Source organism: Glutamicibacter sp. PAEs-4, assembly GCF_051161755.1.
In the GTDB taxonomy this organism is placed as follows: Bacteria; Actinomycetota; Actinomycetes; order Actinomycetales; family Micrococcaceae; genus Glutamicibacter; species Glutamicibacter nicotianae.
Genome location: NZ_CP195017.1, coordinates 3,059,199 through 3,079,820 on the forward strand (window position 1 = coordinate 3,059,199; position 20,622 = coordinate 3,079,820).

The window sequence follows — 20,622 nt, forward strand, 5'->3', positions numbered from 1 at the left end:
AGGAATGCGCAATGACGTGGATTTCCTGGTAATTGGCGGCGGGGCGATGGGCTCGGCAGCGGCGTGGTCCCTAGCCGCTCGCGGACACGAGGTGCTGCTGCTTGAGCGTTTTGCTCCGGGGCATCGGGAAGGCGCTTCGCATGGGGCCACCCGCAATTTCAATCCGGCCTATGCCGAACCCGAGTACCTGCGCCTGCTGCAGCGCTCCAATACCTTGTGGGATGAGATCTCGCAACGCTCCGGCAAGCCGATCCTGACGCGCACCGGATTGGTCAATCACGGAATCGTTGAAGCGCAGCGCGCCATGCACGAGATGCTGGGCCAGGCAGGTTTCGACAGCGAGCTGTTGTCCCTTGAAGCTGCGGAAGAGCGTTTCGCCGGTATGAAGTTCGAGACCGAAGTCCTGCATATCCCTTCCGGCGGCCAGATCAACGCCGACCTCGCAGTTTCCTCCCTGCAGCAGCTGGCAGTTGCCGAGGGTGCGTCCGTGGAGCATGGGCACCAGGTGGCAAGCGTTCAGGTGCTTGCCGATGACTGTGTCGAGGTCCATGCCCAGCACCGGGGAACCAGCTCGCGCATCCGGGCCCGCCATGCCATTGTCGCCGCGGGCGCCTGGACCCGGTCGCTGCTCGGCGATGCGCTCAGGCTGCCGGCCATCCACGTCACCGAAGAGCATCCGGTGCATTTCGCGCAGAAGGACCTGCCTGCGCACTGGCCCGGATTCAACCACATCCTGGACCCGAACCGGGAAATCGGTTCACGGATCTTCGGTCCCGTCTACGGGATGCGCACCCCCGGCGAAGGCATCAAGGTGGGCTGGCACGGCTCCGGGCAGATCATTGATCCAGAGCACCGCCCGCACCAAGCCAGCGGGGAACAGCTGCGCGGGCTGCAGGACTACGCGGAACGCTGGCTTCCAGGGGTCGATCCCTCGCGCTATGAGACGGTGTCCTGCACCTACGCCAATACCGAGGACGAGCACTTCATCCTCGACTCGCTTGGTCCGATCACCGTCGGCGCAGGGTTCAGCGGCCACGGCTTCAAGTTCGTGCCCGCCATCGGCGAGCACCTGGCCGAGCTGGCCTTGGGCCGGCGCACGGCCGAACCGAAGTTCTCGGCGAACCGCACGGTGGCGAAGCCAGTCTTCCTGCAGCGCCGCCGCGCGGCCGGCATTAGCTAGCCGCCTGTTCCCGTGCAGCTGCGGGCACCTGCTGGGTGATGCAGTGGATGCCGCCGCCACGGGCAAACAGCTCGCGCGCATCCACGCCAACCACCTGGCGGCCGGGATAGGCGGCGGCCAGGATGCCAGAAGCCTGCTGGTCGTTGGGGTCATCGAAACTGCAAGCGATCACCCCGCCATTGGTCACCAGATGGTTGATATAGGAATAGTCCACCCAACCCTCGGCATCGCGCAGCACTTTGGGGGCCGGCACGGCAATGAGTTCCAGGCTCCGCCCCTGGGCATCGGTTGACTGCTCCAGCCGTTTGCGCACCGCCTGGGAGATGGCATGGTCCGGGTGCCGCGGATCCTGCTGGTCGTGGTAGAGCACGACGCCGGGCCGGGCGAAGCAGGCGACAATGTCCACGTGCCCGCGCGTGCCGAATTTCTCGTTGTCACGGCTCAGCCCGCGATCGAGCCAGATGGATTTCCGGGCGCCCAGCAGCCGCGCGAATTCGGCCTCGATGTCTTTTTCGGTCTTCCCCGGATTGCGGCCCGGATCGAGCTGGACGCTGCGCGTGGCCAGAAGCGTGCCTTCCCCGTCCACGTGGATTCCGCCGCCCTCGTTGGTGATCGAGGCCCGCACGTGCGCCGCGCCTGCAAGCTGCGCGACGTGGCCTGCTACCAGCCGGTCGTTGTCCCAGCTGGCCCACTCCTGCGCGCCCCAGCCGTTGAAGTTCCAGTCCACCGCCGCCAGCTGGCCGTCCGGGGTGCGCACGAAGCTCGGGCCTGAGTCGCGCATCCAGGCATCATCCAGCGGGTGCAGGGCATAGTCGACTGCATCGCCCAGGCGGCGCCGGGCCGCGGCTTCGCTGGCCGGGTCCACCACCATCGTGACCGGGGTGAAGGCGCTGATTGCGCGGGCCACTGCGCTCCACGCGGACCGGGCGGCTTCGGCCTGCTCCTCGCTCTCGCCCAGCGTGTAGCCGCCGGAGGGGAAGGCCATGTAGATGCGTTCATGCGGGTCGGTTTCCGCGGGCATGAAGAACTCAGGCATGGGAATACCCCAGCTCTCCCAGGCCGGACTCGGCGCGGGCTTCGGTGAGCGCGCCGTACGTTTCCGGGCGGCGGGTACGCAGGAATGGGAAGAGCGTGAGCCAGTCGCGGCGGGCATCCAGATCCAACGTCGCCACCAGCACTGCGGATTCGTCGCGCGGGGCGCGGGCCAGGATGCGGCCGTACGGATCGGAGATGAAGGAGGAGCCGTAGAAGGTCAGTGCACCCTCGTCGCCCCAGCGGTTGGGCACCACCATGAACAGCCCGTTGGCGATGCCGTTGCCGATAATGGCCTGGCGCCACAGCGGTTCTGTGTCGAAATCCGGATGGTCCGGTTCGGAACCGATGGCCGTCGGATAGGCCAGCAGGTCCGCCCCGGCCAGCGAATAGATGCGCGGCGGCTCGCTGAACCACTCGTCCCAGCAGGTCGGCAGGCCCATGGCCAGGCCGTCCAAGGCTTCGATCTTGTGGACCGGGTAGGGATCCTCGTTGGGTCCCTCGCGGAAATACTTGTCCTCGTAGTATCCGGCGGTGCGCGGAATGTGCAGCTTGTTGGTCAGCGCGGCAATCCCGCCCTCTGGGGAGAGCACCACCGCGGTATTCAGTCCCAGCCCGTCGGCGGCCGGGGCCTTGCGGAACAGCGAGATGTGCACGTGCAACTGGTACTTGGCGGCCATGTCCCTGGCGAACGCGACCGTTGGTCCGGTTTCAAGTTCCTCGGCGGACTCATCAGCCGCGTCCGGGTTGGGAACTACGAAGGCCGGGTACTTGCTCAACGTCAGCTCCGGCAGGAAAACGATGCGCGCGCCATGCTTGGCCGCACGGGCGATGCCGCCCTCCAGTTCGCTGCGCAGCTCCTGCGGGTCTTCGTGCCAGCGGTGCTGGACCAGAGCGATGGTGATCTCGCCGCGCTCGGCGGCGTCCACGCGGGCCAAAGAGGCCGGCGGAGTCAAGGCGACTATTTCCTTCAAGGCTGAGCTCCATTGATAAAACGAATGTTATTCGTTTACAGATTAAGGGTTGGGTTGGCTCCTGCACAAGGGATTTAACGAATGACTTTCGTTTATTTGTGTAAGCTCTACCCAGAACCTTCAACCACGGGAGAACTCATGGCCAGGCCCTCCAAGCCCAAGCTCAGCACTACTGCTATCGCCGATGCAGCACTTGAGCTCGTTGATGCCCATGGCGAGTTCACCCTGCCGCAATTGGCCAAGGTGCTTTCGGTCTCGGCCTCATCCCTGTACAACCACGTGCATGGGAAGGGGGAAATCATCGAGCTGATGCGCGGGCGGGCCATGGCCGGAATCCGCCTGCCCAACTTGGACAATGTCGCCTGGCAGGAAGCCGTGCGGGATATTGCCACGGAATACTGGGCCTCGTACTCCCGACACCCGCGGCTGATCCCGCTGCTGACCAGCCATACGGTCCGCGACAGCACCACCCTGCGGGTCTACGACGCGCTGGCCGAAGCTTTTGCGCTGGCTGGGTTCGAGCCGAAGCGGCGGCTGCAGGCCATTACGATCGTCGACTCCTTCGTGCTCGGGTCGGCGCTGGACGCGGCGGCACCGAAGATCGTATGGGAAGCGAATGCGCAGTCGTCGAGATATTTCAAAGAAGCCTTGGACGCTGACCTGCCCGACAGCAACCGCTCCCGGGCAACCTTCGGACTGGGTCTGTCAATGCTGCTGGACTCCTTCGCCCAGCAGGTTTCCGACGCCACGGCCGCCTCAGGCAAAGGGCCCTCGCGGAAGCCTTAAGCGCAGGCGAAGTCCCTGGCGAGCAGCAGCCCTGGATGGTAGACGATCGTCCGCGTAGGCGAGGTAGCTACTGGGGCGCTCCACCCGATATTGCTGCCTGTTTCCGTGACCGCATTGTTATCGGTCGTGTAGACGACCAGCAGCTTCAGTTCCATCGCCCTGGATCCCCCTGAAGTGATCAGCCCAAGCAAATTGAGTCCAGGCCCATAGGCAGCGGACGTGGCTCCCGAGGCCAGATTCGTATACGCGAAAGTAGAGGCGCCGGTCTGCAGCCTTAGTACCAGACGAGCACCAGGCGGCAGCGTCTGGGCTGGCCAGGAGACCGTGGCAGTGGTCAGCACCAGGCCGGACTCGGTACAGGCCAGCGTTCCTGTTGCCGGCGGCACAGTATTGGCGCGGATGGCGGATGATGCGGTGGCTGAACCGGTGAAGGCCGCCTGGGTAACTTCGGCTTTCGGCCCCTGCAGGGCGATCGTGCCCAGCAATGCCGCCACAGCGAGTACGGCGATCACCCGAGAGCTGTTGGAGGCCCGTTTCGCCGTCGGCGTTTCGCCCGGCGCTTGGCCAGGCGGCGCGCTTGCAGTCTCCGGACCGTCTGCGCGTGGCGGTCCGGCCTTGCCATGTCGGCGGCCATCGCGTCGGAAGGCAATGAACAACACGTACGCGCACAACAGGCCGCCAAGGAAATACACCCACGGCTGGCTGAGCCAGGTCACCGCATACCCCAGTAATGGGGCGCTGAAAATCAACCGGTCTACCTGATCCACCGGGTATGCTTCCACATCTGGAACCGAATTGGCATCCCCCTTGAGCACCAGTCCGCCCGGAGCCTGCTCGATAACCCGATGGGTGATCCGCTGCCCCTGGCCATTGACGACCGAGACCACATCGCCAATCGCGGCGTCCTGGGCAGCCATGGGCACGGCGATGCCAAGAGAACCTGTGGGAATGCCCGGCCCCATGGATCCCGATGCGAAAACCAGTGGCTTGATTCCGAATGCCAGAGCCAGCACGGCCATGACAAGGCACAGGGTCCCCGCAACGGCGCAGGCATTCAGCACAATGCGCTGGATAAGCGTCAGCGAGGATCCTATGCGGACTTCGGTTCGGTTGAACTCCATCTCAGGATCCCACCGTCGAGGTGAAGTCCACAGCGATTGTCGTCGTGGCCCCCTGCAGCGTATTGGAGGCAGTCACCGGCAGCGAGTACTGGACGCACAGGTTTTCGCTGCCTCCGGAGGCCAAGGGTCTGGAGTCCGTGGCACTGCCGAACTGGGAGCCAGCGTTTTTTGTCAGCAGCGCGGTACCGCCCGAGCAAGTGACGCTGGAGCCGCTGCCGCTGACCGTGGCGCCAGTTTTCACAACGATGTTGAGCGCCGTCCCCAGCGCCGTGCTGCCCGATCCGGTGATTCTTCCGGCGAAGACATACGGCGCTGAGATAGATCCGGTGTTCTTCACCGTCACGACGGATGCCGATGTCGATCCGGGAAACAGGTTGTTGCCGTTGATGGGCATCTGGTAGCTGGCCGTGGTGGCGGTGCCCGCGGTGGCGCCAACTCCCAGCGTAACGGTGGCCGTGCTGATATCCGAGGTAGCCGTCGCTTCCCCGGTCCATGAGGCCAGCGTCGAGCCGGCGCCGAATCCCACGAGGATGCCCAAGGACAGGATTGCCTTGACGCGCATTGAACGGTCGCTCATCGTTCCACTCCATCCGCTTCAAGTTCATTTTGATTTCTGCGCCGCACAGCCAGCAGCACCAAGCCCGCGAGGCCTGCGATGCCTGCAGCCGCAAGCAAAGATGCACCGTTGGAACCGGTGTCTGCCAGGTCATCGCGCCGTTCTCGAGGATCCGATTGCGGCGATTCTTCCCTCGGATCATCGCCGTCTGGCGGCTCCTCATCGCGCGGCGGCTGCGATGGATCTGGTGCTGACCCATCACTGTCTGCCACTTCGACTGCATCGATGCGCACCTGCAGCGAAGGCACCTGCTGGCCCTGCGGCCCATTTCCCGAAGACCAAGGCAGTCCGACCTGGAGCCCAATTTCCGCAGCTTGGTCCGGTTCCAGCCGAACGACGGAGGCACCGGCTGTTTCGAAATAGATCCTGGTTGATGCTTCAGGCTCGACCGGCCGGATGCGAACTTCGATATCCGACTCGCGGTCGTTGCGGATCCACAAATACCTCGTGGATTCATCGCCTGGCACCAAAGCCGGGATGCCCTCGAATACCGGCGGAGGGACATCGGAATAGGCTTGGCCGTCCAAGCTGTAGCTCAGGCCCTGTTCCGTTTCCGCGCCCGAGGCGGGAGCTGCCCAGAAGATCACCACTCCGGGAAGGGCTGCCACCATGGCAGCACCGGCGGCAAGCACACGAAGCTTCATCGCCGTTCCTTCCCTTGTCGCTCACGCCATGCCCCGACAAACATCACCAGCGAATACACGATCAATCCGCCAGCTGCGATCCAGGTCAACCAGGTTCTCTGCTGGATTGACAGGGCGCTGTTCACATATCCGAGGTAGGGGACGGAATACCAGAGCTTGCCCCGGATCTGCTCGGGTTGCACCGGCTCGTCATCGGTGTTGTTTGCATCCCCGCGGAAGATGAATTGTGCTCCTCCGCCCAGGCTCGCGCCGATGGCGGACACCCGGTGCGTTACGACTTCCGGCTCCCCCGATTCCAGCTGGTACGTAGCAACATCGCCGATGCGCAACTGCTCCGGATCAATCGGCTTCACCACTACCAAAGTCCCGGGAGGCAAATGCGGCCTCATGGATCCGGTCAGCACCGTGAATGCTGTCGCCCCGCCCAATTTCGGAACCACGATCATGATGGCAATCAAGGCAAGGACGATGAACAGCACCAGCCAGGAAAGCACCTGCCCGCACCACCACCAGATCCCGGTGCGCTCCTGCTGTCCTCTATTCCGGATACGGTTGCCTGCTGTCATCGCTGCTGCCCCGCAAACCCCAGTTCGAGCGCCATTTTCCCGCCGGAAGCTGCTTCCGGTGCCCCGGAAGGAAGAGAAACACGAACGCACAAGGTCTCCGTCGCCATTGCAGGTTCTGCGCGCAGCACTCTGGGCGCTGCGAAAGAAGCGGAGGCGCCCAGAGAACCGGTGTACAGCTGCTCCCCGGACAACGGCTGGTCATCGTCGCAGGCTTTCCGGTCCATGCCGGAGTAGATGCTCAGTTGCAATGCGTTGGACAGCGTGCGATCAGCAGCGGTGGGCGAAGTGGTCGCATTCACCGCTCCGTCCAGCTGATACGACAAATCAACTGTGCCTGCATTGCTGATCACCAGTGATGCCTGCGTGAATGCTCCGGGGATCAGCTCGCTGCCGGAGAGATTGGCGAACTGGTGCTCCGTTTCGCCACCGGCCAGCAATGCCAGCGATCCCGTCCTCAAGCTTGGCGGATCCACCGTGATTTCTGCGCGCCACGTAGCGGCCGTCCCTTGCGCACTGATACCCAGCAGCAAGAGCACGGCCGCGACCAAAGCGAACTTCAGGGGTTTTGGCATGCACCGGCCGATCCACGTTCCGCGGTTACGCGCGGACTTGATCCAGGGTCAAGGTCAAGGCTTCAAGATCCAGCGGCTGGTCGTAGGTTGATGGCGGGGTGTCTCCCACTCCGCCTTCGTTAAAGGTGATCGTGATCAGGAATGGAACCGTGTAGGTACCCGGCTCGGCGAAAGTCAGCGTTCCGTCGGCTTCTTCAGTGATACCCGGAGCTGACGCATCGACCTGCAGGTCGACGGTCGCATACCCTTCCAGCGCACCGAGATTCGTTGCCGCCTGGTCGACGCTGAGTGATCCGGCAATGTTCTTGCCTTCGGCATCGATGGTGGCGGTCTGGCTGAACGCAACGACGTCGCCAGGAACGATCTGCTGGGTCGTCGGGTCGAATGGCTCAGGCGCAGCTGGATTGCTGACGTCCTGCCAGGTGCCGGATCCGCTCGTCGTCAAATTCAAATGACCGGTTTCGACAGTGCCTGCATCGATGGTCTGCTGTGCCTGCCAGCGTGCAATTGTGCCGGCACCGCCGAGGAGCAGCGCTCCGGCAGCGACTGCGGCGATTGTTGCCTTGGTTACTTTCTTCATGAAATACGCATCCTCAAAGTTCACGTGCCCCCAGTGACACACACTTTAAGTAAAGCTTGTTTAGTAGGTTTTTCAACCCCTGCACGCCACTTGTCGTTGCGACCGTCAGATCCCGCAAACTGGGCACTGCAGCTTCTGCTGACGAGCGCACACAGGATACTGGCAGTTCTGCCTAATCTGTAGTTGGCCAGCATTTTCAATGTGAAATTTCCAGCCCATGCAACGCCCTGATGCCGGATGAAGGCTAGTAGCCGGCAAGGTTTAGCCGCTTGCCCATGAAACCCTAGCTAGTTAGCGAATCATTCCACCTTATTGGCTAAACTACGAAATTCCCGGAATCAGCTGTCCCGGTCAGGGGCCGAGGCAAAGAGATTCAGGCCCATGGCGCGCGAAAGCTGACCGATGGCAAGCTGCGCCCGCACCGAGTTCCCCGCCATGTCCAGTGGTGGCGAGAACGCGCCAATTGCACCCTTGCCCGGAGCCACCGCGACGATGCCACCGGAAACACCTGATTTCGCCGGGATACCGATTTCAAAAAGCCATTCACCCGAGCGCTCGTACAAGCCATTGGAGGCAACCGTCGCCAGGGTGTCGCGGCAAACATCAGCATCCACAACGCGCTGTCCGGTCACCGGGTTCACGCCGCCGTCAGCCAGTGTCGCTCCCATGATGGCCAAATCGTGCGCGTTGATATTCAGCGAGCACTGCTTGGTATAGACATCCACAGCATCATAGGGGTCGCCATCCAACCGGCCGTAGCTCTTGAGCAAATGCCCCAGGGCCTTGTTCCGCTCGTTGGCCAACGACTCGGAATGGTAGACCTCGTCGTCCAGGCTCAAGGACCGGCCCGCGAAGGCGGATAGTCCTTCGCGCACGTTCTCCCATTTCTTGGCAGCAGTCTTTCCCGGCATCAGCGAGGTAGTGGCGATAGCACCGGCATTGACCATCGGATTCATCGGCAGCCCGTTGTTCAATTCCACCGCCATGACCGAGTTGAACGGCATGCCGGTGTTATTCACGCCGATGCGGTCTCGGACCACCTCGCGGCCATGTTCCTGGACAACCAGGGCATAGACAAACATCTTGGAGATCGACTGGATCGAGAACAGGTAGGTGCAATCGCCCACCGTGTGGACCGAGCCGCCCACATGGGACATGGCGATGCCAAAGAGGCCGGGATCGGCTTGACCCAGGATCGGAATGTAGTGGGCCAGCAATCCCTCATCGACATCCGCATAGCGCTCATGGGCTTCCTTGAGCAAGGCATCGATGCGATCATGCTCCAGCTCTCCGGTTGAAACCTGCTGAACGACGTCGTCGAAGTCGGTAGGAATAGTTTCGTTATTCCCTTCCGAAGGATAGGTCATTTTCACCTGCCTTTGATCTTGTGGCCATTGGTCCATGCTGATTGATTTGACCTTATCAACAGCTTCGGCGCTTGGCACCTCGCGGTCGCCGCGTACTGGAGGGAAGCATCGAGTCAGCGGCACAAAGTCCCGGTCTCGAACAGGCTTGCACACCTGGCTCAATAGGGATCCCCTTGTGTTTTCCCCGACATTGTGGAGCAACTAACAGCGCAAAGTCCTCCGCCTGACTTAGCATTTTGTGTATGGCTAAGGGTATTACTTTTCATACGCGCAAGTGGGTCCGCCCAGAAGACTTGAATGCAAACGGCACGCTGTTCGGCGGCAGCCTGTTGCGCTGGATCGATGAAGAAGCTGCGATCTATTCGATCATCCAGCTGGGCAACAAGCACGTTGTCACCAAGTTCATGTCCGAGATCAACTTCATCGCTTCCGCAAAGGAAGGCGATTTGATCGAGATGGGCCTGACCGCCATCGACTTCGGCCGGACCTCGATCACCCTGCGCGCAGAGGTGCGCAACATCTTCACCCAGGAATCGATCCTGACCATCGAAAAGTTGGTGTTCGTGAACATGGGCTCGGACGGCAAGCCCCAGCCTCACGGCTACGACCAGATCACCTACACCCGCGATCGCATCCCGCTGGAAATCACCAAGGCGCTGATCTAGCCTCTGTTCGATTGCCCGAAGCCCTCACTAAACCAAGGGTTCGATTCAAGGTCCCGCTCGGCCGTACCTCGTTGCGTGCCCCGGCGGGACCTTGCTTTATTTGCAGGCAATTCACCCCAAGCTCTTGCACTGGGTTCTTGCGTCCAGCAAAGTTGATTCTGCACCGAGGAATTCCCGCCTACGCAGAAGCGAGCCACCCATGGGACAAATGATTTTCGTCAACCTGCCGACCGCAGATCTAGCCAGAGCCGACAAGTTCTACGAGGCTCTGGGCTTTACCAAGAACCCCACGTTCTCCGATGAGAACGCCACCTCCTGGATCATCGACGAGAACATCTTCGTGATGGTGCTGCGCCAGGAGTTCTTCTCCAGCTTCCTGGTCAATGGCGATCAACCGGCACTCGGAAATGGCGTGCGCGAAACGCTCAATGCCATCTCTGCGGAAACTCGCGAAGGCGTCGACGATTTTGTCGCACGTGCCGAGGCCGGCGGCGGCAGCGTCTACCGCCCGGCGGATGAGCCCTTCCCGGGCATGTACCAGGCAGCAGTCCAGGACCCGGACGGGCACGTCTGGGAAATCGCGTGGATGAGCCCCGAAGCAATGGAGAACCCTGCCGGCTGACCTGCTAGCCAAGGTCGGAATTCCGCAGGTGCCGCGACTCTTCTGATTTGCGGCGCCTGCGGAATTGCTTTTTCATCCCCTGTGCCGGATATATCGGCTCTGGCCAGCGAGGTTGCAGCTGGTCGCCTAAGGTAATGCCGCGCATTCGCCGCCCGAACATCGGCAGCACCCATTGCCTCAGCCATTCCACATCTCGCTGGGTGGCCTGCCAGAACCCGACCCGGTCCGCGGCGCCAAAGGGATCGAAAACCAGCTGGTGCGGATATCCGAGGATCTCCAGGATCCGGATGGCCATATAGCGATGGCCTGCACGGTTCATATGCAGCTTGTCGATATCCCACATGCGCTTGTCCCGGTAGGCATCCCAATCCCAGTAGTCAACGAGCACCACCGATTCGGGGTAGCGTTCCGCCAACTGGCGCACGCAGTCGTTGAAACGCCAGTTGCGCCGCTTGAACGGGGCGAGCACCGGGTGCACCGGGATATCGAACCCGGTGAACAGCAAAACCTTGGCGCCAGTGGAGACCAGAGCGTCGACGGCTCGGGCATATTGCGCCAGGAACTCCTTCATGTCCTTTCGGAATTCGAGGATATCGTTGCCTCCGGCATAGAAGGTAATCACCTCCGGCTTGAGCTCCAAAGCAACGGGGATCTGCTCGTCGATGATCGATTTGAGCCGGCGGCTGCGGATGCCCAGATTCACGTACTGCCATTCGGGATCCGCCTTGGACAGCTGCTTGGCCACGCGGTCAGCCCAGCCACGCACCCCGTTGGGCAGCCTGGGTTCCCAGTCCCCCACGCCTTCGGTGAAGGAATCCCCGATCGCCATAAACAGCCGTCCCATGCTACCGACGCTAGAAGCCGAAAGTTCCTAGCAGGAAGCTTGCTGTTGAATTTCTGGCAAACGCTGGCGGTTCAGAAAACCTTGCGCATGATCAGCCGCGGCATCTTGCTGGCCTGGGCGTCGCTGACTCCAACGACCTCGAACCCGACCTTCTCGAACATCTTCCGCGTTCCCACGAAGGCCATAGTCAAGTCCATGCGTCCTTCAGGATCCACCGGGTAGGCCTCGACCGCTGGCGCTCCGAAGTCCCGCGCATATTCCACTGCACCGTGGAGCATGGCCCGGTTCACGCCCTGGCGGCGGTGGCCGCCGCGCACCACCATGCAGATGATGCTCCAGACCTCCACTTCATCCACGCGCCTGATGAGCTTGGACCTCTCCAGCCGCGGGATCTGCGAGCGCGGGGAGATGCTGCACCAGCCTACCGGTTCACCGCCACGATAGGCGATGACACCCGGGGCAATCGGCTCGGCGCTCAGCGAGCGCATGGCTTCGAACCGGTCCCCTGCGCCGCGCTCCCTGATTTCGGTGGCACTGAGCCGGTGCGACAAGCACCAGCAGTGATTCTCGCGATGGTTCGGGTTCACTACCGTGGCGAAGTCTTCCATGCGCTCCTCGGTCAGGGGCTTGACCTCGATGGGCGCTGTTCCTGTGGCTTGCGGATCCTGATTCGTTTCCATCTGTCCATCCTGCGCTTCGAACGGCCGCAATGGCACCCCGGCGGAAGATTCTTCGGGTTTTCCATAAGGAAGATCTCCGGTTCCCTCGGTGTTGGCGCTGACCTGCGCGCTCTAGTGTTGAGGTATGACTTCGACACCAAAGGTTTCACCGGGCACCGCACCGGCACGTCCCCCGCTGAGATTAGGCTTGACGCTGCTGCACATGGCGTTGCTCGGATCCGCCGGCCTGATCATGTTTTCGCTTTTGCTCGGATGGCTCTCGCTCGGCATCGCGCTGACCCCGCTGCTCGGCCTGGGCCTGCTCTTCCTGGCCGGCCTGGTCTATGCGCTCTTCGGCATCGCCCGCTTCGAGCTCATGCGAGTCAGCAACCTCTACGACATGGACGTCACTGCCCTGATCTGGCGGCCCCGCCGCCGCGAAGGTTTCGGCGAATACGTGCGCTCGCTGGGACGCAACCTGGCCAACGGACGCATGTGGGCGCTGCTGGGAAGCTTGCTCTTCTCCTGCATCGCCGGTTCGCTGATGCTCAGCGCACTGCAGCTGGCAGTCCGCACCGGCATCGTCGCCTTCGCTCCGGTCCTGCAATCGGGTCAGGCCGATCCGCTGGCAACCGTTCCCGGGCTGTGGGGCCTCCAGATCCCGGTCGACCAAGCCCCCTGGCTGCTGCTGGCCGCCCTGCTGGGACTGGCAGTAGTTGTCGGTTTGGTCTTCTTGCACCGCATGGTCACCGTGGGAATCGTCGGCTCGATTGCCCGCGAGAGCGCACTGGTGGAACGCGTTCGCACCACCGCGGTGCAGCGCGAAGGAGCCGTGCGGGCCGCAGAGGTGGAGCGTACCCGCATCGAACGCGACCTGCACGACGGGGTCCAGCCCCGGTTGGTTTCCGTGGCCATGACCCTGGGTCTTGCGCACCAGCAGATCGACTCCGATCCGCAGCAGGCCAAAGATCTGGTGGCCGAAGCGCACGCTTCGACCAAGTCGGCGATTACCGAACTGCGCCAGCTCACCCGCGGAATCTATGCCTCGGTGCTCGATGACCGCGGACTGGATGCGGCGCTGTCGGCCATCGCGGGCCGCTCGCACATCCCGGTGGGACTGGATGTCCAGCTCAACGGCCGCTACCCGCGGGTGGCTGAGGCGGCGGTGTACTTCGCCATCGCCGAAGCGCTGACCAACGCGGCCAAGCATTCGCGGGCCCAGCGGTGCCAGGTCACCGTGAGGGTGCGGGAGCACGAGGGCCAGCAAAGCTTGTGGGCCCGCATCGAGGACAACGGCACCGGCGGGGCGCGCATCACCCCCGGCGGAGGCCTGGATGGTATCAACAATCGGGTTCTCGCCGCCGGCGGCACCCTGAACCTGGACAGCCCGGCCGGCGGGCCAACCGCAGTGGAGGTGAACGTGCCATGCGCGTACTGATATGCGAAGACTCGGTCCTGCTGCGCGAAGGACTGGTCAGATTGCTGGCGCACAGCGGCCACCAGGTGGTCGCGGATCTGCCAGAGGCCAGCGGGCTGATGGATTTCCTGGAGACCGCCTCCGCGGAAGAATTCCCGCAGATTTGCATCCTGGATGTCCGGCTCCCGCCGACCTACACGGATGAAGGCATCCGCGCGGCGCTGGAACTGCGCAAGAAGTATCCGGATCTGCCGGTGCTGGTGCTCTCCCAGTACGTGGAGGAACGCTACGCCTCTGAACTGATCTCCACCCAGTCCTCAGCGATCGGCTACCTGCTCAAGGACCGTGTTGCGGATGTCAGCGAGTTCATTGCTTCGCTGGAGCAGATTGCAGGTGGCGGAACAATCCTGGACCAGGAAGTGGTGGCACAGCTGTTGACCCGGCGAAATCACGATGACCGCATGCAGAACCTGACCGACCGGGAACGCACAGTCCTGGCCGCATTGGCCGAAGGAAAATCCAACCAGGCGATCGCCGCGCTGCTCTTCCTCTCGGAAGCCAGCGTTGAAAAGTACATCACTTCCATCTTCCAGAAGCTCGGCTTGGAAGCCGACGGAACGGGTAACCGGCGCGTGCTGGCAGCCCTGGCCCATATCGAAACCCTGGGCACCAACCGCACAGACAGGACAGGATCATGACTTCCACGCACACCATGCCGCTACCCCCAACCCCTCCGGCTCCCTCCAACAACGGCAAGCCGCTGAACATCATCCTCGCGGTGCTAGGCGGGCTGGTCATTCTCACCCTGGTCATCGCCACGGCACGCAGCGCTTTCGCTTCGGTGTCCCGGGAGCATTCGATCCACGAAGCCGAGGTCTCCGGGGTGACCGCCTTGGAAGTTTCGGCCAGCTCGGGACGCTTCGATCTGGTCTTCGCAGACACCAAGAAGGCAGCCCTTGAAGTCCGAAGCGCCAAGGCCGCCAGCTGGAAGCTGCACCGCGAAGGCAACCGGCTCGTTGTCGATGCCCCGAACGCCTGGGACAATTTCTGCTTCTTCGGCTGCGGATTCGACGAAAATGAGGCAACGCTGGTGCTTCCACAATCCCTGAATAACGGAACCCTGGATGCCGACTTCGATTTGTCCGCCGGATCCTTCAATGCCGTCGGCAACTACAAGGATGTCGTGGTGGAGGTCGGCGCCGGGGATCTGGAACTCACCGGCAGCGCGCACACCGCCGATGTTGATCTGGGTGCCGGCGAAGCAACGGTCCGCCTGGAGAATGTCGAGAGCGCACGGTTCGACATCTCGGCCGGCGAACTGATCGGCGAACTGTCGGGCGAGGCGCCCAAGAGCATCGACGGCAGTGTCAGCGCCGGCTCGCTGGAGCTGCAGCTGCCCGAAACCACCTACGACCTGCGGCAGAATACGGCCGCCGGTTCGGTTGAGAACCAGCTTGCAACCGATCCGAACTCGCCGCATAAGATCACCATCCAGGTGGCTGCCGGCAATGCCATCCTGTACCCGGAAGGCACCGACAAGGAATCGATTGACCGCTAGTCCCGGTTTTCCCGGACAAGCAACAGCGTCCCTTCCTTTGATCAGTTCACGCTGATCGAAGGAAGGGACGCTGTTTCGTTCTGCTGGCAGTGGCCAGACCCCGGCGTGCGGACCGGCCGAAGATGCTGCCCGTTAGGTCCAGCCGTCCGTCGCCTCGCGCAGTTCTGCATAGCGGGCATAGATTTCCGGACGCGGCTGCGCCTCGAAACGAGTCGGTGCGGCAATATCCCAGTGCGGAGGCTCCTCCTTGCCGCTCAGTGCCCAGGCCGCTTGCCGGGCGGCTCCCAGCGCCACGTATTCCGCGGGCTGCGGAACGTCCACGGCGACGCCGAAGACCTGCGGGGCAATTCGCCGCACGGCTTCGGATTGGGCGCCGCCGCCAATCAGCAGGATCCTGCGGGTCGCCACCCCGGTGGCATTTTCAAGGGCTGCCACCGCATCCTTCATCGAGCACAGCAGGCCTTCCACGTAGGCGCGGGCCATCTCATTGCGTGTGGTGCCCGTGCGCAGCCCCCGCAGCACGCCCGTGGATTCGGGCCTGTTGGGGGTCCGTTCGCCGCCGAAATACGGCAGCAGGGTGACACCGCCGGATCCGGGTTCGGCACCCAGGGCAAGATCGGAGAATTCCTGCTGGGTCACGCCCAGCATGCGCGCACCGAAATCCAGCACCGGCGCGCCATTGAGCGTGCAGGCCAGCGGCAGGTAGTTCGCGCCGGCCGCCACGAAGCCGCTGACCATGCCGCTGCCATCATGCACGCTGCGCTCGACCAGCGCGGAAGCCACGCCCGAGGTGCCCATGGACACGCACACATCGCCCGGCTGCAAGTCCAGCCCCAATGCGGCAGCCATGTTGTCACCGGTTCCGGCCGCGATCCTGGCTCCCTGCGCGGTCTGCCCGACCAGTTCATTGGCGGCGGCAAGCCGCGGGAGCTGAACAGGATGCCCCAGGGCCTGCTCCGCCAGCTCGGGCAGGAACCGCCGCTCGGCCGTCGAGTAATAGCCGGTCCCGGAGGCATCTCCGTGATCCGTGACGAATTCCTTGCGCCCGCCCAGGTGCCAGGTGAGGTAGTCGTGGGGAAGCACCACGCGGGCGGTGCGCCGGGCGTTCGCCGGTTCGTGTTCGCGCAGCCAGCGCAGCTTGGTGATCGTCAGCGACGCCACCAAGACGCTGCCGACCTTGTCGGCGGTAGCTTGGGCACCTCCCAGTTCACCGCCCAGCTGCGCGGCCTGCGGTGCCGATGACACGTCATTCCAGAGCATCGCATCGCGCACCGGCTCGTTCCGGGCATCTAGAGCCACCATCCCGTGCTGCTGCCCGGCCACGGACAACGCAGCGGCCCGGTCGATCAATCCGCCAGCGCTGGCTTCCAAGGCTTCGATCCATCGTTCGGGATTGATCTGGGTGCCCGGCAGATGCGGCTGGCGGCTGCTTGCCACTATCTCGCCGGTGGCTGCGTCGACAAGCAGCGCCTTGCACGATTGCGTCGAGGAATCGATTCCAAGGACATGGGTAGGGGTCATGAGTTGGCCTTCGTCGAGGTAGTGGCGATATGGATGCGCGGGCCCAGGCGTTGCAGCTCGGTGCGCGTTGCGGCGTCGAGCCCGTCATCGACCACAATGTCGTCGAATTCGCCGAGATCCATCACATGGTACATGCCCGAAGATTCGAATTTGGTGGAATCGACGACCAGGATCTTGCGCCCGCCCATTTTCAGCAGGCTTCGCTTGGTCAGGGCGGCTTCCGCGTCCGGGTGCAGCAGCGCATGGTTCTTGATCGCGGTAGTGGACACGAAGACCGCGTCAGCGGTGAGGCGCTGCGCCTGCTCGACCACGATGGATCCGAGGAACGAGTCGGTTTCCTGGTAGTACTGCCCGCCCAGGCCGACCAGGGCGATGTTCGGCAGCGAGGAAACGATCCCCATCAGCGCGAGCGAGTGCGTGATCACGGTGGATGGCTGCCGGGCTTCAAGGTGCGCGCCCAGTGCCCCCACGGTAGTGGAGTCGTCCAACGCTATGACAGCGTCCGGCTCGATCAGCGTTGCGGCCGTGGCGGCCAGCTCCTGCTTGATCTCGGCATGCAGGTGCCGGCGCAGTTTCACGTCCCGCTCAGCAAGGCGTGCGGTAATCGCCCGCGCTCCGCCGCGGATGCGTTCCAGCCGGCCGTCCTTGGCCAGGTGGTCAAGGTCCCGGTGGATCGTCATTGCGCTGACACCGAAAATCTCGGCCAGCTCCTCGACGCGCGTACGCTGCATACGATTGACGTAACCGGTGATCTCATCACGCCGGTCGTCAGGAGACAATCCCGCGACATCTTCGGCAGCAGCTGTTCCCACTCTGGATTCCCCATTTTTCACAATTTCGATGATATGTCCTGTGCACTGAGTCGCAAAAGACTGAACCTCAGACAAATAATTTAACACTTTTCATGTTGAGTTTGTGTTTTTTGGTGTTAGATTGATTCCAGCACAAAGCAGAGAAGGCAGTCCGGCCGCAAAGGAGCGCATACGATGTCCATCCCCCAGTCCACCGCACCGGGAGGCGTTTCGCCCCGGGAATCCTTGCTGGATCGAATGGGATTGCCCCGTCCCCTGCTGTGGGGATTCGTCGGCCTGATGATCTTCATGATCGGCGATGGCGTCGAAACCAATATCCTCGCGCCGTACCTGACCGGCGAGCACGGCTTCTCCATCCCGCTGGCCGGCACCCTGGTCACGGTCTACGGCGTAGCGGTGGCCGCGGCCGCATTCCTGTCCGCTTCGCTCTCGGATCTATGGGGCCCGCGCAAGGTCATGCTGATCGGCGCAGCCACGTGGATCGTGTTCGAAGTGCTGTTCCTCGGGGTTGCACTGAACTCGTCCAGCACCGCGCTGGTCTTCATCACCTACGGCTTGCGCGGTTTCGGTTATCCGTTCTTCGCGTACGGTTTCCTGGTGTGGATCTCCGCGACGGCGAATGCCAAGCGCCTGGCGGTGGCCATCGGCTGGTTCTACGTGGCCTTCAGTTCCGGCTTGCCAACGCTGGGTGCACTGACCGCCAGCGCATCCATCGATTTGTTCGGGTTGGGCTACTACCAGACCCTGTGGCTGTCCTTGGCCCTGGTGGTCATCGGTGCCGCGGTAGCCCTGATCGGAGTCAAGGAGAAAACCGGACGCGCGCCGCTGGTCGACAACCCCGAACAGGTCTGGCAGACCATGAGCTTCGGCTTGCGCCTGCTGGTCACCAACCGCAAGGCCATGATGGTGATGCTCACCCGCACCATTAACTCCGTGCCAACCTACGGCATGGCAATCTTCTTCCCGGCATTGTTCGTTGACCGGTTCGGCTGGAGTGTTGGCCAGTTCCTCATCCTGACCACGGTGATCTACGCAGTGAACATCCCCTTCAACCTGGTCTTCGGGGCGCTGGGCGACAAGCTCGGCTGGTCCAAAACCGTGGTGTGGTTCGGTGCGGTGCTGTGCGCCATCTCCATGCTCTCGCTCTACCTGGTGCCGGCATGGGCCGTGGACAACGGCCTGGACTTCGCCTACGGACTGACCTTGTTGTGCGGTGCAGTGTTCGGCATTGGACTGGCCGGATTCGTGCCGCTGTCAGCCATCGCGGTCTCCCTCGCGCCGCAGAACCCCGGCGCTGCCATGGCTTCCTACAACTTGGGCATCGGTGCTGCAGTCTTCGCCGGTCCACTGCTGGTCGCCCTGCTCTACAACCTGCTGGGCGCTGCCGGCATGGTGTACCTCTTCGCGGCCCTCTACCTCGTGGCAGCCCTGATGTCCCATAGCCTACGCGGAACCCAGCCCCGTGCGGAAGCTGCGCCACTCAGCGAAGCCGCCCAGCGCGCCTAAGCATCCCCCGACCTCCCACTTCCTAGGAGTTGTGAAACCGTGAAACTGTCCAACAACGCACTGGCCAACCTCCAGACCGACGCCGAACTCCCCCGCTACGACCGCAGCCAGCTGCGCGCAGGCATCGTGCACTTCGGAGTAGGCGGATTCCATCGAGCGCACCAGGCAATGTACCTCGATCAGCTCATGAACGAGGGAAAGGCCCTTGACTGGGGCATCATCGGCATGGGCGTCATGCCTTCGGATGCGCGCATGCGCGATGTCCTTGCCGAGAGCGACGGGCTGTACACCCTCATGGTGAAGAACCCCGACGGCAGCGTCGAGGGCCGCGTCATTGGTTCCATCCTGGACTTCATCTACGCCCCGGATGACCTGCAGCGGGCCATTGAGCAGCTGGCAGACCCGCAGATCCGCATCGTGTCCTTGACCGTCACCGAGGGCGGCTACAACGTCAACCCGGTCACCGGCGAGTTCGACCAGCAAAATCAGGCCATCCTCGATGACCTGGGCAACCCCGATCAGCCGCGGACCACCTTCGGGCTGATCTGCGCGGCTCTGAAGCTGCGCCGCGAACGGGGCATTGCTCCGTTCACCGTGATGAGCTGCGACAACATCCAGGGCAACGGCGAGGTCGCACGCAAGATGTTCGGCGCCTTCGCCTCCGCGTCTGACCGGGAGTTCGGCGCTTGGGTTCAGCGGCATGTCCCGTTCCCCAACTCCATGGTGGACCGCATCACCCCGGTGACGACCGAGGCCGATCGCGCCGAGGTTTCAGAACGCTATGGCATCGACGATGCTTGGCCGGTGGTCTGCGAGGACTTCGCGCAATGGGTCCTGGAGGACAAGTTCACCAGCGGCCGGCCACCTTTCGAGGAGGCCGGGGTCCAGCTGGTAGATGACGTGGTCCCCTACGAGCTGATGAAGCTGCGTCTGCTGAACGCCACCCACCAGGGCCTGTGCTACTTCGGGCACCTGGCCGGCTACCGTGCCGTGCACGATGCGGCCCGCAACCCGCTGTTCGCGCAATTCCTTCTGCGCTACATGAAGACCGAGGCAGAGCCGACCTTGCGCCCCCTGCCCGGCGTGGATCTGGATGCCTATCAAAACAAGCTCATCGCCCGCTACAGCAACGAGCATGTGGCAGATACCATTGCACGGCTGTGCGCCGATTCCTCAGACCGCATCCCGAAGTGGCTGGTGCCGGTAATTCGCGAAAACCTCGCCACTGGAGGCGAGGTGGCCCTGTCCGCCGCGATCGTTGCCAGCTGGGCGCGCTACGCCGAAGGCGTCGATGAAAACGGCGAGCCGATTGAGGTGGTGGACCGCCTGGCCGATCAGGTGCGCGCCGCGGCAGCGTGCCAGGCCGAGGACCCCCTGGCCTTCCTCCGCCAGCGCGACCTCTTCGGGGATCTGGTGGAAGACGAGCGATTCACCGCGCCCTACCTGCGGGCGCTGGACTCCTTGCACGCCCACGGCGCATCGAAGACCTTGGAAGCGATCATGGGCGCCGAGCTCTCCGCCTGATAACGCAGAAAGGGACAGCTTCTCTCACGAGAAGCTGTCCCTTTCGCTCGTTGGCA

General features: G+C 63.0%; 22 protein-coding genes. 9 read left to right on the forward strand and 13 right to left on the reverse strand.

The window, feature by feature from the left end:
- Positions 1-16 precede the first annotated feature (16 nt).
- Positions 17-1,180, forward strand: a complete 1,164-nt coding sequence (locus ACR9WD_RS14410) for an FAD-dependent oxidoreductase (protein ID WP_434922294.1) — start codon at positions 17-19, stop codon at positions 1,178-1,180.
- Here ACR9WD_RS14410 and ACR9WD_RS14415 read toward each other — a convergent pair.
- Positions 1,173-2,216, reverse strand: a complete 1,044-nt coding sequence (locus tag ACR9WD_RS14415) for an agmatine deiminase family protein (RefSeq protein WP_434922295.1) — start codon at positions 2,214-2,216, stop codon at positions 1,173-1,175. The genes ACR9WD_RS14410 and ACR9WD_RS14415 overlap by 8 nt on opposite strands.
- Positions 2,209-3,186 (reverse strand): nitrilase-related carbon-nitrogen hydrolase, encoded by a 978-nt coding sequence (locus tag ACR9WD_RS14420; protein ID WP_434922296.1) that lies wholly within the window; start codon positions 3,184-3,186, stop codon positions 2,209-2,211. Before ACR9WD_RS14420 ends, ACR9WD_RS14415 begins: the two co-directional genes overlap by 8 nt.
- A gap of 138 nt (positions 3,187-3,324) precedes the next feature.
- Here ACR9WD_RS14420 and ACR9WD_RS14425 point away from each other — a divergent pair, with 138 nt between their 5' ends.
- Positions 3,325-3,972 carry a TetR/AcrR family transcriptional regulator gene (locus ACR9WD_RS14425; RefSeq protein ID WP_434922297.1) on the forward strand — a complete coding sequence of 216 codons (648 nt, stop codon included), beginning with the start codon at positions 3,325-3,327 and terminating at the stop codon, positions 3,970-3,972.
- On the opposite strand, the gene ACR9WD_RS14430 is transcribed toward ACR9WD_RS14425, so the two are convergent.
- The 7 genes from ACR9WD_RS14430 to glsA all read right to left on the reverse strand — a co-directional run bounded on the left by ACR9WD_RS14430 (position 3,969) and on the right by glsA (position 9,438).
- Positions 3,969-5,093: a hypothetical protein gene (locus ACR9WD_RS14430; protein ID WP_434922298.1), complete on the reverse strand. Its 1,125-nt coding sequence runs from the start codon at positions 5,091-5,093 to the stop codon at positions 3,969-3,971. The genes ACR9WD_RS14425 and ACR9WD_RS14430 overlap by 4 nt on opposite strands.
- A 1-nt stretch (position 5,094) precedes the next feature.
- Positions 5,095-5,670 (reverse strand): hypothetical protein, encoded by a 576-nt coding sequence (locus tag ACR9WD_RS14435; protein ID WP_434922299.1) that lies wholly within the window; start codon positions 5,668-5,670, stop codon positions 5,095-5,097.
- Entirely contained in the window at positions 5,667-6,353 is a 687-nt protein-coding gene (locus ACR9WD_RS14440) for an LPXTG cell wall anchor domain-containing protein (RefSeq protein ID WP_190264058.1), read from the reverse strand. Before ACR9WD_RS14440 ends, ACR9WD_RS14435 begins: the two co-directional genes overlap by 4 nt.
- Entirely contained in the window at positions 6,350-6,919 is a 570-nt protein-coding gene (locus ACR9WD_RS14445) for a signal peptidase I (RefSeq protein ID WP_434922300.1), read from the reverse strand. The genes ACR9WD_RS14440 and ACR9WD_RS14445 overlap by 4 nt, the downstream gene beginning before the upstream one ends.
- Entirely contained in the window at positions 6,916-7,491 is a 576-nt protein-coding gene (locus ACR9WD_RS14450; RefSeq protein ID WP_434922301.1) for a hypothetical protein, read from the reverse strand. Before ACR9WD_RS14450 ends, ACR9WD_RS14445 begins: the two co-directional genes overlap by 4 nt.
- Before the next feature lie 25 nt (positions 7,492-7,516).
- Positions 7,517-8,071: an alternate-type signal peptide domain-containing protein gene (locus ACR9WD_RS14455; RefSeq protein WP_190264061.1), complete on the reverse strand. Its 555-nt coding sequence runs from the start codon at positions 8,069-8,071 to the stop codon at positions 7,517-7,519.
- Positions 8,072-8,409: 338 nt separating this feature from the next.
- Positions 8,410-9,438 (reverse strand): glutaminase A, encoded by a 1,029-nt coding sequence (gene glsA, locus ACR9WD_RS14460; protein ID WP_434922302.1) that lies wholly within the window; start codon positions 9,436-9,438, stop codon positions 8,410-8,412.
- Between the two features lie 242 nt (positions 9,439-9,680).
- On the opposite strand from glsA, the gene ACR9WD_RS14465 reads away from it, so the two are divergent.
- On the forward strand, positions 9,681-10,103 hold the full coding sequence (locus ACR9WD_RS14465) for an acyl-CoA thioesterase (RefSeq protein ID WP_434922303.1): 423 nt from the start codon (positions 9,681-9,683) through the stop codon (positions 10,101-10,103).
- A 199-nt stretch (positions 10,104-10,302) separates the two neighbouring features.
- Positions 10,303-10,725 carry a VOC family protein gene (locus tag ACR9WD_RS14470; protein ID WP_038993120.1) on the forward strand — a complete coding sequence of 141 codons (423 nt, stop codon included), beginning with the start codon at positions 10,303-10,305 and terminating at the stop codon, positions 10,723-10,725.
- A 4-nt stretch (positions 10,726-10,729) separates the two neighbouring features.
- Here the strand turns inward: ACR9WD_RS14470 and ACR9WD_RS14475 are convergent, their stop codons facing one another.
- Both ACR9WD_RS14475 and ACR9WD_RS14480 read right to left on the reverse strand, forming a co-directional pair.
- Positions 10,730-11,569 (reverse strand): SGNH/GDSL hydrolase family protein, encoded by an 840-nt coding sequence (locus ACR9WD_RS14475; RefSeq protein WP_434922304.1) that lies wholly within the window; start codon positions 11,567-11,569, stop codon positions 10,730-10,732.
- Between the two features lie 71 nt (positions 11,570-11,640).
- Positions 11,641-12,249 (reverse strand): GNAT family N-acetyltransferase, encoded by a 609-nt coding sequence (locus ACR9WD_RS14480; protein ID WP_434922305.1) that lies wholly within the window; start codon positions 12,247-12,249, stop codon positions 11,641-11,643.
- 124 nt (positions 12,250-12,373) lie between these two features.
- Between ACR9WD_RS14480 and ACR9WD_RS14485 the strand changes: the two genes are divergently transcribed.
- The 3 genes from ACR9WD_RS14485 to ACR9WD_RS14495 are packed head-to-tail and all read left to right on the forward strand — an operon-like array spanning position 12,374 to position 15,203.
- Complete coding sequence (locus tag ACR9WD_RS14485; RefSeq protein WP_434922306.1) at positions 12,374-13,666, forward strand: sensor histidine kinase; 1,293 nt, start codon at positions 12,374-12,376, stop codon at positions 13,664-13,666.
- On the forward strand, positions 13,654-14,343 hold the full coding sequence (locus tag ACR9WD_RS14490) for a response regulator transcription factor (protein ID WP_038993116.1): 690 nt from the start codon (positions 13,654-13,656) through the stop codon (positions 14,341-14,343). The genes ACR9WD_RS14485 and ACR9WD_RS14490 overlap by 13 nt, the downstream gene beginning before the upstream one ends.
- Entirely contained in the window at positions 14,340-15,203 is an 864-nt protein-coding gene (locus ACR9WD_RS14495) for a hypothetical protein (RefSeq protein ID WP_434922307.1), read from the forward strand. Before ACR9WD_RS14490 ends, ACR9WD_RS14495 begins: the two co-directional genes overlap by 4 nt.
- Positions 15,204-15,335: 132 nt before the next feature.
- Here the strand turns inward: ACR9WD_RS14495 and xylB are convergent, their stop codons facing one another.
- Together xylB and ACR9WD_RS14505 are read right to left on the reverse strand one after the other, a co-directional pair.
- Positions 15,336-16,724 (reverse strand): xylulokinase, encoded by a 1,389-nt coding sequence (xylB, locus tag ACR9WD_RS14500; RefSeq protein ID WP_038993115.1) that lies wholly within the window; start codon positions 16,722-16,724, stop codon positions 15,336-15,338.
- Positions 16,721-17,536: a DeoR/GlpR family DNA-binding transcription regulator gene (locus tag ACR9WD_RS14505; RefSeq protein ID WP_073706916.1), complete on the reverse strand. Its 816-nt coding sequence runs from the start codon at positions 17,534-17,536 to the stop codon at positions 16,721-16,723. The genes xylB and ACR9WD_RS14505 overlap by 4 nt, the downstream gene beginning before the upstream one ends.
- A gap of 174 nt (positions 17,537-17,710) precedes the next feature.
- On the opposite strand from ACR9WD_RS14505, the gene ACR9WD_RS14510 reads away from it, so the two are divergent.
- Together ACR9WD_RS14510 and ACR9WD_RS14515 are read left to right on the forward strand one after the other, a co-directional pair.
- On the forward strand, positions 17,711-19,042 hold the full coding sequence (locus tag ACR9WD_RS14510; RefSeq protein ID WP_149597422.1) for an MFS transporter: 1,332 nt from the start codon (positions 17,711-17,713) through the stop codon (positions 19,040-19,042).
- Positions 19,043-19,081: 39 nt separating this feature from the next.
- On the forward strand, positions 19,082-20,566 hold the full coding sequence (locus ACR9WD_RS14515) for a mannitol dehydrogenase family protein (RefSeq protein WP_434922308.1): 1,485 nt from the start codon (positions 19,082-19,084) through the stop codon (positions 20,564-20,566).
- The last annotated feature ends 56 nt before the right edge of the window (positions 20,567-20,622 follow it).

Excerpts from the sequence above, each read along its gene's own strand:
- ACR9WD_RS14510 (WP_149597422.1), top strand. The coding sequence starts at position 17,711 with ATGTCCATCCCCCAGTCCACCGCACCGGGAGGCGTTTCGCCCCGGGAA.
- ACR9WD_RS14475 (WP_434922304.1), bottom strand. The coding sequence starts at position 11,569 with ATGGGACGGCTGTTTATGGCGATCGGGGATTCCTTCACCGAAGGCGTG.
- xylB (WP_038993115.1), bottom strand. The coding sequence starts at position 16,724 with ATGACCCCTACCCATGTCCTTGGAATCGATTCCTCGACGCAATCGTGC.
- ACR9WD_RS14440 (WP_190264058.1), bottom strand. The coding sequence starts at position 6,353 with ATGAAGCTTCGTGTGCTTGCCGCCGGTGCTGCCATGGTGGCAGCCCTT.
- ACR9WD_RS14490 (WP_038993116.1), top strand. The coding sequence starts at position 13,654 with ATGCGCGTACTGATATGCGAAGACTCGGTCCTGCTGCGCGAAGGACTG.
- ACR9WD_RS14435 (WP_434922299.1), bottom strand. The coding sequence starts at position 5,670 with ATGAGCGACCGTTCAATGCGCGTCAAGGCAATCCTGTCCTTGGGCATC.
- ACR9WD_RS14480 (WP_434922305.1), bottom strand. The coding sequence starts at position 12,249 with ATGGAAACGAATCAGGATCCGCAAGCCACAGGAACAGCGCCCATCGAG.
- ACR9WD_RS14415 (WP_434922295.1), bottom strand. The coding sequence starts at position 2,216 with ATGCCTGAGTTCTTCATGCCCGCGGAAACCGACCCGCATGAACGCATC.
- ACR9WD_RS14425 (WP_434922297.1), top strand. The coding sequence starts at position 3,325 with ATGGCCAGGCCCTCCAAGCCCAAGCTCAGCACTACTGCTATCGCCGAT.
- ACR9WD_RS14450 (WP_434922301.1), bottom strand. The coding sequence starts at position 7,491 with ATGCCAAAACCCCTGAAGTTCGCTTTGGTCGCGGCCGTGCTCTTGCTG.
- ACR9WD_RS14465 (WP_434922303.1), top strand. The coding sequence starts at position 9,681 with ATGGCTAAGGGTATTACTTTTCATACGCGCAAGTGGGTCCGCCCAGAA.
- ACR9WD_RS14445 (WP_434922300.1), bottom strand. The coding sequence starts at position 6,919 with ATGACAGCAGGCAACCGTATCCGGAATAGAGGACAGCAGGAGCGCACC.
- glsA (WP_434922302.1), bottom strand. The coding sequence starts at position 9,438 with ATGACCTATCCTTCGGAAGGGAATAACGAAACTATTCCTACCGACTTC.
- ACR9WD_RS14485 (WP_434922306.1), top strand. The coding sequence starts at position 12,374 with ATGACTTCGACACCAAAGGTTTCACCGGGCACCGCACCGGCACGTCCC.
- ACR9WD_RS14495 (WP_434922307.1), top strand. The coding sequence starts at position 14,340 with ATGACTTCCACGCACACCATGCCGCTACCCCCAACCCCTCCGGCTCCC.
- ACR9WD_RS14470 (WP_038993120.1), top strand. The coding sequence starts at position 10,303 with ATGGGACAAATGATTTTCGTCAACCTGCCGACCGCAGATCTAGCCAGA.
- ACR9WD_RS14430 (WP_434922298.1), bottom strand. The coding sequence starts at position 5,093 with ATGGAGTTCAACCGAACCGAAGTCCGCATAGGATCCTCGCTGACGCTT.
- ACR9WD_RS14455 (WP_190264061.1), bottom strand. The coding sequence starts at position 8,071 with ATGAAGAAAGTAACCAAGGCAACAATCGCCGCAGTCGCTGCCGGAGCG.